The organism is Streptomyces sp. NPDC060205 (assembly GCF_042728395.1).
Taxonomy (GTDB): domain Bacteria; phylum Actinomycetota; class Actinomycetes; order Streptomycetales; family Streptomycetaceae; genus Streptomyces.
Genome location: NZ_JBHWZP010000410.1, coordinates 1 through 7495, shown reverse-complemented (window position 1 = coordinate 7495; position 7495 = coordinate 1). Strand labels below are relative to the sequence as shown.

At 72.6% G+C, this 7495-nt stretch carries 6 protein-coding genes; all 6 read left to right on the top strand.

Going from position 1 to position 7495, the window contains the following annotated elements; translation table 11 throughout:
- The first annotated feature begins 471 nt into the window (after positions 1-471).
- A complete protein-coding gene (locus ACFWGJ_RS39430) occupies positions 472-1296 on the top strand; it encodes a cupin domain-containing protein (RefSeq protein ID WP_387333782.1) in 825 nt (274 codons plus the stop codon).
- Positions 1297-1303: 7 nt separating this feature from the next.
- A complete protein-coding gene (gene asnB / locus ACFWGJ_RS39425) occupies positions 1304-3166 on the top strand; it encodes an asparagine synthase (glutamine-hydrolyzing) (RefSeq protein ID WP_387333781.1) in 1863 nt (620 codons plus the stop codon).
- Positions 3163-4197: a PrpF domain-containing protein gene (locus ACFWGJ_RS39420; RefSeq protein ID WP_387333780.1), complete on the top strand. Its 1035-nt coding sequence runs from the start codon at positions 3163-3165 to the stop codon at positions 4195-4197. Before asnB ends, ACFWGJ_RS39420 begins: the two co-directional genes overlap by 4 nt.
- On the top strand, positions 4176-5417 hold the full coding sequence (locus ACFWGJ_RS39415; protein ID WP_387333779.1) for an acyl-CoA dehydrogenase family protein: 1242 nt from the start codon (positions 4176-4178) through the stop codon (positions 5415-5417). The genes ACFWGJ_RS39420 and ACFWGJ_RS39415 overlap by 22 nt, the downstream gene beginning before the upstream one ends.
- A 101-nt stretch (positions 5418-5518) precedes the next feature.
- The gene (locus ACFWGJ_RS39410) at positions 5519-6880 is read left to right on the top strand and encodes a dihydroorotase family protein (RefSeq protein WP_387333783.1); all 1362 of its coding nucleotides are present in this window, start codon (positions 5519-5521) and stop codon (positions 6878-6880) included.
- The coding region (locus ACFWGJ_RS39405; RefSeq protein WP_387333778.1) for a flavin reductase family protein at positions 6877-7495 on the top strand (619 nt) is incomplete at its 3' end. The genes ACFWGJ_RS39410 and ACFWGJ_RS39405, both read left to right, overlap by 4 nt.

The following is a 7495-nucleotide window of genomic DNA, read 5'->3' as shown; positions in this document are numbered from 1 at the left end:
GCGCCGTTCCCCGCGCCCCTCAAGGCACAAGACTGCGCCGTTCCCCGCGCCCCTCAAGGCACAAGACTGCGCCGTTCCCCGCGCCCCTCAAGGCACAAGACTGCGCCGTTCCCCGCGCCCCTCAAGGCACAAGACTGCGCCGTTCCCCGCGCCCCTCAAGGCAAAAGACTGCGCCGTTCCCCGCGCCCCTTATGGGGCGCAGCCCCGTCCGGCACCCGCCAGGCGCGCACCCATCCGGTTCCCGCGTCCGCTCCGTGCGGCGGGAGCGACGTGGGACACGACCGGGAACCCGGCGCGCGAACCTGCGGGAGGAAGAGAAAAGGAGCCACAGCAGCCCCTCCGGACACTGCGGCCCCTCCCACTCGCCACTCCCAGCTCCTCCGTCTCTCCCCTCCCACCCCCGACTCCCCCACCGCACCAGCGGGCCGACGCCGTCGCACCGGCCTTCGTACACAGGAAGCAGCCACCGGAATGCCCCCATCCACCGCATCCGCACCCACTCCGGCCACCGCCCTCGGTGACGCCCGCATCATCACCGCGGCCGAATTCGAGTTCCAGCCCGTCGCCGGCGCCCGCACCACGGTCGCCACGCCCGTCAGCCCGGCCGCGGGCGCCACCCATGTCACCCTCCATGTCGTCCGGATAGCCGCCGGCGAGTCGTACTCCCCCGAGCGCAGCGCGGCCGAGGAGAACACCGTCGTGATCTTCTCGGGGACCGGCACCGCGGCCGTCGGCGAGCTCACCGCTCCCGTCGAACGCGGATCCGCCGCCTACGCCCCCACCGGTCGCGCCCTCACCCTCACCGCTGACGGCAGGGGCCTGACCGCCTACGTGTGGCGCACCCCGCTCGCGGACGCCCCCGTCGGGAGCGATCCGGTCCTGCACTCCTCCCTGTGGGACGAGACGACCCAGCTGCGCGGCTTCGGCGGCACCGGGCAGGTCGACGCGGCCGAACGCCGGGCCACCATGAACTTCGTCTTCTGGCCCGGCAACGGCAGCAGCCGGCTGTGCCTGCACTGCGGCATCCAGCAGCCCGGCGAGACCTTCAACGTCCATCTCCACCCCGACAGCGACGAGGCGTTCATCGCCTTCGAGGGCGTCGGCCAGATGTATCTGCGCGACCGCTGGATCGACGTGAGCGCGGGTGACGTCCTGTACGCCTCGCCCGGAGTGCTGCACGGCGCCCGCAACCCGCACACAGGTCCCACCGCCCGCCGCTTCGTGACGTGCGGCGGGCCCAGCCCCTTCGACCCGGCGCTCTACTCCGCCGCCGGCTACTCCTCACAGGTCAGGTGAACGCAGCGTGTGCCGCATATACGGAACCTTCAACGTCCATTCCGACGAGGCCGAACTGCGCCGCGTCGCCGACCTGATGCACCACGGCGGTCCCGACGCCCAGGGTGTCGCGCACCGGCCCGACTGGGCCCTGGGCAACAACCGCCTGTCGATCATGGACCCCGAGGGGGGCGCCCAGCCCTACCACCTCGGCCGGGTCACCGTGGTCTTCAACGGTGAGATCTACAACCACGGCGAGCTGCGCTCACGTCTGGCCGGCCTCGGCTTCCACTTCGACGACCTGTGCGACGGCTCGATCCTGCCCGCGCTGTACATCACGTACGGCGACCGGTTCGCCGAGCACCTGGACGGCATGTACTCGGTGGCGGTCATGGACCTGCGGGAGACCCCCCGCATGGTGCTGGCCACCGACGACTCGGGCATGAAGCCGCTCTACTACCACTGGGACCGTGCCGCGGGCCGCTTCCACTTCGCCTCCGAACTGCCCGCGCTGCTCGGCTTCGCCGGGGTGCGGGCCGAGGAGGACGAGGCAGGTCTCGACGCCTACCTCACCTCCAAGACGCCGTTCGGCAACCGCACCATGTTCCGCGGGATCCAGGTGTTCCCGCCGGCCGCCACCGTCCTGCTCAACGCCCGGGACGGACTGCGGATCAAGCAGCGTCCGATGGCCCACGAACAGGGCCTGCGCCCCGACAAGGACCGCACCCTCGCCGAGGCCGGTGACCAGCTGCGCGACCTGCTGTCGCGGGAGGTGTCGCGGCTCCTGGTCGCGGACGCCCCCGTCGCGGCCGTCACCTCCGGCGGGCTCGACTCCAGCCTCGTCACCGCGCTCGCCGCCCAGGCGCTGCGGGACGGCGGCGGCACCGGCAGCCTGCACACCTTCAACATCGCCTACACCGGCACCTGGCCCAGCGACGAACGCGCCTACGCCGCCGAGGTCGCCCGCGCCGCGGGCACCACCCACCACCAGGTCGAGGTCGATCCGGCCACCTTCCCGGACCTCATGACCGACGTCGTACGCCACCTGGGGCAGCCCAACGCCGACCCCATCACCCTGTCCACCTTCTCCCTCTTCCGCGCGGTCCGTGACGCCGGCTTCAAGGTCGCCCTCACCGGCGACGCGGCCGACGAACTGTTCAGCGGCTACTCGCGGATGACGCAGGCGGTCGCCGCGCACCATGGTTCGGGCTGGATCGACGGCTACCTCGACCACCTCGCCGCCGTCCCGCGGGCCCTGCGCCAGAGCCTGTACACCGACGAGTACGCGTTCGCCGTGAACGGGATCGGTCCCGCCCTGCCGCCCGGCATCCGGCGGATCCTGCACAGCAGCCCCGGCACCCGGCTGCAGCGCATCGGCGCGGTGGAGCAGCGCTACCGGCTCCCCGCCTACCACCTGCGGCGCGTCGACCACCTGTCGATGGCCAGCTCGGTCGAGGTGCGGCTGCCGTTCACCCAGCCGTCCGTCGTGCGCTTCGCCTCGACCCTCACCGACGAGCAGCGGCTCGTACCGGGTCTGGGGGTGAAGCGGGCCCTGTACCAGGCCGCGCAGGGGCTGATCCCGCGCAGTGTGCTGGAGCGGCCCAAGCAGCCCTTCACCCTCCCGGTCACCGCGATGCTCACGCCCGGCCAGCGGCTGTGGACCCTCGCACGTGACGTCCTGTCGCCCCACACCCTGCGCGCCGACGGCCGGATCCGCCCCGAGCGGGTCGACGCCCTCTTCGACGAGCAGGCCACCCGCCCCAGCGACGCCGTCTCGCTGGCCCTGTGGTCCCTGATGTCGCACCAGCTGTGGCGTCAGGAGTTCTTCGCCACGGCCCAGGCCCCGGTCACGCTCCACACTCCGGTACGAGTCCTCCAGGAGGCGGCGTGACTGTCAGCCTCGCCCGTGCGCACGGCACCCCCTGCCCGACCGCCGTGATGGACGCGCGCACCCTGCCCGACTCGGAACCCGAACTCCTCGCCCGGCTGACCGAGTTACGGTCGGCCCTGGCCGACCAGGGAGCCTCGGACGTCCTGAAGAACGCCCTCGTGCAGCCCTCCCGGCATCCTCTGTTCGACCTGGACTACCGCTTCGTCCAGTCGATGCCGGACAGTTTCGACAGCTTCGACCTGCGCGGCTCCTGCGGCCACTCCATCCTGGCGGCGGTCGAGGCGGCGGCCCGTACCGGCATGATCCAGCCCCTGGTGGCGGGCTGCCGGGTCCGGGTCAACGTCCTCAACAACGGCGACAACGTGGTGTGCGAGGCGGAGGAGACAGACGACGGGGGCACCCGTTTCACGGCCCACTTCCTCTGCTCGCCGCCACGGCCGGTGAACGACCTCCTGATCACCGGTGAGCCCGTCACCGGCATCCCCTTCGAGGGGCGTACGGTTCCGGTCTCGCTGGTCTCCATGGGCAATCCGTATCTCTTCGTGCACGCCGCCGAACTCGGCGCCCACACGGTCGAGGACCTGTTCGCCGACGACCTCGTGCTGTTCGACCGGATGACCAGGCTGCGCCTCGCGGTCTGCCGGACGCTGGGCTGGGACACCACCGGCGCCTTCCCCAAGGTGGCCGCGCTGCTCCCGGACGGTCCGGGCGCCCTCGCGGTGCGCGCCATCTCCGTACCGTCCTGGCATCCGACGGTGGCGCTCACCGGGGCCACCTGCCTCGCGGCGGGTGCCGCCGTGGAGGGCACGATCCCCTACCTGCTGTCCGGTGTCTCGGAGCAGCCGGACAGCGATCTGCTCTCCCTGCGCACACCGGGCGCCACGGTCCGCGCCTCGGCCCGTATCGCGGGCGGCCCCGGCGACCGCCGGCTCGCCTGGATCTCCGTCGCGGAGAAGCAGGTCGACTACGCCGGCCTCTTCCTGCCCGCCCCCACCTCCGAGGAGTTGTCATGGCTTCCGCTGACAGCCTGACCGTGCCCGAAGCCCGGGCACTGCCCGGGACCGACGTACCGCATCCGGCGCCGGCCGGCGATCTGCCCACCGAACCGTCCGCCGGACCGTCCTCCGCTCCGCCCACCGTTCCGTCCACCGGCCTGACCGCCTCGATACGGGAGCGACTCGCCGCCGCCGCCCGGGACGCGGACGCGAGCGGCGAACCCGACCGGCCGGCGCTGGCCCTGCTGCGCGAGACCGGACTGCTCGGGCTGGCCCTGCCGTACGAGTACGGCGGCACCGGCGCCGACGCGCACGGCCTCAACTCGGCGGTCGCACAGGTGGCGCAGGTCAACGCCTCCGCCTCGATCATGCTGTTCCAGCACTACGCGGTCAGCAGGCGCATCCTCGAACACGGCAGTCCGGCCCTGCGGCGCCGGCTGCTGCCCCAACTCGCCCGCGGTGACTGGCTCGCCGCCTCCGCCTGGAGCGAGACGGGTGCGGGCGCGAACAAGAAGCAGCTGTCCACCGTCGCCCGCCGCACGCCCGACGGGGGCTGGGTCCTGGACGGCGCCAAGTCCTTCACCACCAGTGCGGGGCTCGCCGACATCTACCTTGTGCTGGCGCAGACCGAGGAGCCCGCGGCGGACGCCGCCCCGGACACCGGCTACGGCTCCGCGGGGCAGACCTTCTTCCTCATACCGGCAAACGCGCCCGGCCTGATACCCGACACCTCGATGCGGCTGACCGGCATGCGCGGTTCGGCGACCGGTTTCGTCTCCGTGCAGGACTGCCACGTGCCCGACACGGCCCGGCTCGGCCCGGTCGGCGCCGCCGCCTCGATCATCGCCGGGGTCCGCGACAGCGGTGCCACGCTCGGCGCCGTGTCCGTCGGCCTGGCCGAAGCCGCACTTGAACTCGCCCACCGGCACGCCGAGAAGCGCGGGCTGCTGGCCCAACAGGCCGTCCGGCACCGGCTGGTGGACATCGCCGGCGAGGTCGAGACCGCACGCGCGGTCGTCGAACGGGCCGGCCGGCGGACGGCCGACGACCCGGGGATCGCCACCCTCCACTCCAAGCTCGTCGCCTCCTCGGCGACCGAGCGCGTCATCAACGCCGTCGAGCGGCTGCTGGGCTCGGCCGGCTATGTCGCCTCGAACGAGATCAACCGCTACGGCCGCGACGCCCGTGCCGTCGCCCTGATGGGACCGACCAACGACCTCTGCAAGGAACTGGTGAGTCTGACGTGGAACCGTTGAAGCCCCGATCGGCCGATCCCTCCGCCGGTCTTCCCGCCGCCTTCTCCGCCGCTCCTCCCGGCGCCGCTCCCGGGGGCACGCCCGCCGGCCCGCCCGCCGATCTGATCGTCGAAGGGGGCCGCCTCGTCACCCCGGACGGCGTCCGCGACGGGACGGTTCTCGTCCGGGACGGCCGGATCGCGGCCCTGCTCGCACCGGGCGAGCCTCTGCCGCAGGGCCCGCGCCTCGAAGCCCACGGCCGCTATGTGCTGCCGGGCCTGATCGACTCGCACGTCCACTTCCGCACACCCGGTCTGGAGTACAAGGAGGACTGGGAGCACGGCAGCCGGGCCGCTCTCGTCGGCGGTGTGACGACCGTGATGGACATGCCCAACACCCGTCCGCCGTCCCTGGACGAGAGCAGCATGCTCGCCAAGGCCGCGGTGATCCAGGGCACTTCGTGGATCGACTACCGCTTCCACATGGGCGCCGACCCCGACCATCCCGAGCTGCTGGCCGAACTGGACCCGCGCATAGCGAGCTCGGCGAAGGTGTTCATGGCGGGCCATCACACGGCCCCGGTCGTGTTCCGCGACGGCGAGCAGCTGCGGCGGGCCTTCGCCGCCGCCGCCCAAGGCGGTGTCCGGCTCGTCCTGCACGCCGAGGACCAGCACGTCTTCGACCTGCTCGACGCGAGTTCGGGCGCCCCGGACACGTACGGCGGGTACGAGCCGCACCGGCCGCGGTCCGGCGGGATCGTCGCCGTCGCCCATGTCGTGCGCCTGGTGCGCGAGTACGGCACGAAGACGCACATCCTGCATGTGTCGTCGGCGGAGGAGGCCGATCTGCTGTCGGCCGCCGCGGCCGAGGGGCTGCCTCTCACCTATGAAGTGACCGGCCACCACCTGTCGTTCACGCACGACGACACCACCCGGCGCGGTCCGCGGACCCGGCTCTCCCCCGCCATCCGCGAGTGCCGTGACCAGAAGCGGCTGTGGCAGGCCGTGCTGCGCGGCGAGGTCGTCACCCTGGGCAGCGACCACGCCCCGCACACCGTGGAGGAGAAGAACCGTCCGCCGGCCGACGCGCCGCCCGGCCTGCCCGGCGTCCAGGAGCTGGCCACGGCGGTCTGGACCGGCCTGCGGACCCGGGACATCGCCCCGGACGAGGCGGCCTCGCACCTGGCCCGGCTGATGGGCGAGGGGCCCGCGCGGCTCTTCGACCTGGCAGGCAAGGGCCGGCTCGAAGCGGGTGCGGACGCGGACCTGACCCTGCTGAACCCCTCCGACCGCTGGCAGTTCTCCGCGCACGACGTCCAGGCGCTGTGCGGCTGGTCCGCGTACGAGGGCTGGACCTTCACCGGACGCTTCACCACCACGGTGAAGGGCGGCCAGGTCGTCTGGGACATCCGGGAAGGGTTCTCCGGCCGCCCCGAGGGCCGCTGGCTGCAGGGCACGGCCCGGCCGCTGGAGGTGGCCCGATGAGTTCGACACTGCTCGAATCCCAACTGCCCGGATCACAGTCCCCGCACGGCACGGCCGGCGCTTCAGCCGGCGGTCCGTCCGGCACCCCGTCCCAGGACCTCGCCGAGGCCTTCCGCGCCGCGATGTCCGCCCTGGCCGCCCCCGTCACCCTCGTCACCTGCTACGACGATCTGGGCATGCCACGCGGCCTGACGGCCAGCGCCGTCAGCTCGCTGTCCCTCGCCCCGCCGCTGTTCCTCGTCTGCCTCGACCGCAACTCCCGTACGCACGAGACGCTGACCGGCGCCGAGGACTTCGCCGTACATCTCCTCGGGCCGGGTGAGGAACACCTCGTCAAACGCTTCATGCGGCCGGCCGAACAGCGCTTCGACGGCGTACTCCTGGCGGCGGACTCCCTCCGGGCCCCCGTCATCAGGGATGCCTCACTGACCCTGCACTGTGTCCGCCACGACGTCCTGGAAGGAGGCGACCACACGATCCTCGTGGGACGGGTGACCGCTGTGCGCGGCGAGCCCACGCACTCGGGCGGCCTGCTCTGGCACCGACGGGGCTTCGCCCACGCGCGACGGCTGATCCTCGACGGCGTCGACCTGGAGGCGCGCGCCGGCAGCACGG